General features: G+C 69.8%; 1 protein-coding gene and 1 pseudogene. One reads left to right on the forward strand and one right to left on the reverse strand.

What is annotated here, in order from left to right; genetic code table 11:
- Positions 1 to 793, forward strand: a pseudogene (locus tag WAZ62_RS08000) (hypothetical protein); the annotation flags it as partial.
- A 51-nt stretch (positions 794 to 844) separates the two neighbouring features.
- On the opposite strand, the gene WAZ62_RS08005 reads toward WAZ62_RS08000, so the two are convergent.
- The gene (locus WAZ62_RS08005; protein ID WP_422642993.1) at positions 845 to 2,602 is read right to left on the reverse strand and encodes an N-acyl-D-amino-acid deacylase family protein; all 1,758 of its coding nucleotides are present in this window, start codon (positions 2,600 to 2,602) and stop codon (positions 845 to 847) included.
- Positions 2,603 to 2,853 lie beyond the last annotated feature (251 nt).

Consider the following 2,853-nt stretch of genomic DNA (forward strand, 5'->3'; position numbering starts at 1 on the left):
GGTCACCGCCGACCTGCCGGGCGCGGGCCCCCTGGGCGGGGAGCCGGGCTGGGGCCGCTGGCTGCGCATGTCGGATCTCGAGGCGAAATCGGGCACCACGGTGATGACCGGCGCCGGCAGCCGCCCCCTGCTGATCCTCGACCGGGTGGGACGGGGCCGCGTCGCCCTCCTCGCCTCGGACGAAGCCTGGCTGTGGCAGCGCGGCTTCGAGGGCGGCGGCCCGCAAGCCGAATTGCTGCGCCGGATCGCCCATTGGTCGATGCAGGAACCCGATCTCGAAGAGGAAGACCTGCGCGCCCATGTCCGGGACGGCACCATCGCGATCGAGCGCCGCAGCCTGTCGCCCCAGCCGCCCCCGGTCGATGTCGAGGCGCCGTCGGGCCGCAACCGCAACATCCGCCTGACCGACCATGACGACGGCATCGCCACCGCCAGCATCGCCGCCGACGAGGCCGGCCTGTGGCATGTCTCGGACGGCACGCGGGTGGTCAGCGTCGCGGTCGGCGATACCGGCGGGCGCGAGATGGCTGATGTCCGCGCGACCACGGACACGCTCGCCCCCCTCGCCCGCGCGACCGGCGGCAGCGCCCGTTTCATCGTGGAAGACGGCGTTCCCGACCTTCGCCGGGTCGATCCGGAACGGCCCGCCGCCGGCTCCGGCTGGATCGGCCTTCGCCGCAATGGCGCCTATGAGGTGACGGCGGTCACCCAGGTCTCCCTGCTGCCCGCCGCCCTCGCCCTGCTGCTCGCCCTCGGCCTGCTGCTCGGCGCCTGGTGGCGGGAAGGGCGGTAAAGCCGGCCCCTCGCCCCTTGGGGGCGAAGGATGGGGTGAGGGGAAAAGCCCCTACCGGCCCATGCGCACCAGACGGCCGGGCTTCGCCCCGGTCAGGGTATCGTTCTCGATCACCGGCACGCCGGCGACCAGGGTCGCGCGGTAACCGACCGCGTCCTGCAACAGGCGCTGGCCGCCCGCCGGCAGGTCGCGCACCATGTGGGGCGATTTCAGCGCCAGATGATCGAAGTCGATCACATTGAGGTCGGCGCGCTTGCCGGTGGCGATCGTGCCGCGATCGTGGAAGCCGCCATGGGCGGCATTGGCGCCGGTCAGCATATGCACCGCCTGCTCGAGGCCGAGGCGTTCGCCCTTCACCCGGTCGCGCGCCCAGTAGGACAGCAGGAAGGTGGTGAAGGAAGCATCGCAGACCGTGCCGACATGGGCGCCGCCGTCCGACAGGCCAGCGAGGGCGAGCGGATGGCGCATCATGGTCAGGACATTGTCGAGGGAGAATTCGACATAATTTGCGAAGGGGAAATAGAGCATCGCCCGCCCGTCTTCCGCCAGCATGGCGTCATAGATCGCCTCCAGCGGGGCGATGCCCCGCCCTTGCGCCTCGGCATGGAGCGACTTCTCGAAGGGCTGTTCGTAATCCGGGCTCTCGCCGAGGCGGAACAGCATGGTCGAGACGAAATCGACCGCGGCGAGGAATTTGTCGACCATGGGCGGCACCGACGAGCCATCGGCCGCCATGCGGTCCGGCGTCTCGGCCAGGAGGCGGGCCTTGGTCGCGGGATCGCGCAGCCGCGCCACCCGCTCGTCCAGCGGCAGATGGGCGATCGCCTTGTAGGACGGATGGCCCATGAAGGGATGGAAGGTGCATTGGAAGCCGACCATGACCCCGACCGCGCGAGGCGCCGTCTGCAGGCGGATGGTGATGCCCTTCTGCTTCGCCGCCTCGGCCCGCGCGACGATGCGGCGCCACTGCCGGGGATCGAGCGGCCGCTCCATCAGGGTGATCGAGGTCGGGTGGTCCGGCACGGTCGCGGCGTAAGCCTCGACAATGTCGAATTCCCGCTCGAATTCCTCCGGCCCCTTTTCGAGGTCGAAGTCCGAGACCGCCTGCAGCACGCCGTGGTCGAGGCCCTTCAGGGCTTCGGCGATGCCGGTCAATTCCGCCAGCGTCGCTTCAGACGCCGGGGTGCACAGCCCGTCTGAGGTGCGGTGGGTATCGCTGCGCCCGGTGGCGAAGCCGAAGGCGCCGGCCTCCATCGCCTCGCGCACCAGCCGGCGCATCTCGGCGACATCGCCCGCCGTCGCCGCCTCGCCGCGCACCGCCCGCTCGCCCATGACATAGACGCGCAAGGGATCGTGGGGCACCATCACGGCGAAATCGATGGCATGGGGGAAATCGATCGCCGACATATAGTCGGGGAAACTTTCCCAGTTCCATTTCAGGCCCTCGGCCAGGGCGACGCCGGGGATATCCTCCACCCCTTCCATCAGGCGGATCAGGCAATCGTGGTCGGCCGGGCGCACCGGCGCGAAGCCGACGCCGCAATTGCCGAGAACGGCCGTGGTCACGCCGTGATTGACCGAGGGGCGAAGATCGGCGTCCCAGCTGACCTGGCCGTCGTAATGGGTGTGCAGGTCGACGAAGCCGGGGGTGACGATGGCGCCCGCCGCGTCGATCACCCGCGCGGCGCTGCCCGGACAATGCCCGACGGCGACGATGATCCCACCCTTCACGGCGACATCGCCCGGGCAGGCCGGCGCGCCGGTGCCGTCGACGATGGTGCCGCCCGTGATTTTCAGATCGTAGTCCATGATCTCTCCCCTGCCGCTTCTGTTGTCGGTTGCGATGATCATGACATCTAATCGCATTCAAGGCCGCCGTCATTGACCGCAGCCGCCGTGAAATTGACTTTTCACGCCAAGGCGCGACACTGGCCGCCATGATCGGCAGCGGTGTCCTTTCCGCCTATGTGGCGACCCTGATCGAAACGGCGGCGGCCCTCGCCCCCGGCCGCGCCGACACGCTGGCGGGGGCGGCCGGGATCGATCCCGCCCTGCTGTCC

This window comes from Zavarzinia sp., assembly GCF_049306435.1.
Lineage (GTDB): Bacteria > Pseudomonadota > Alphaproteobacteria > Zavarziniales > Zavarziniaceae > Zavarzinia.

Coding starts and splice junctions, on each gene's coding strand:
- WAZ62_RS08005 (WP_422642993.1), bottom strand. CDS start 2,602: ATGGACTACGATCTGAAAATCACGGGCGGCACCATCGTCGACGGCACC.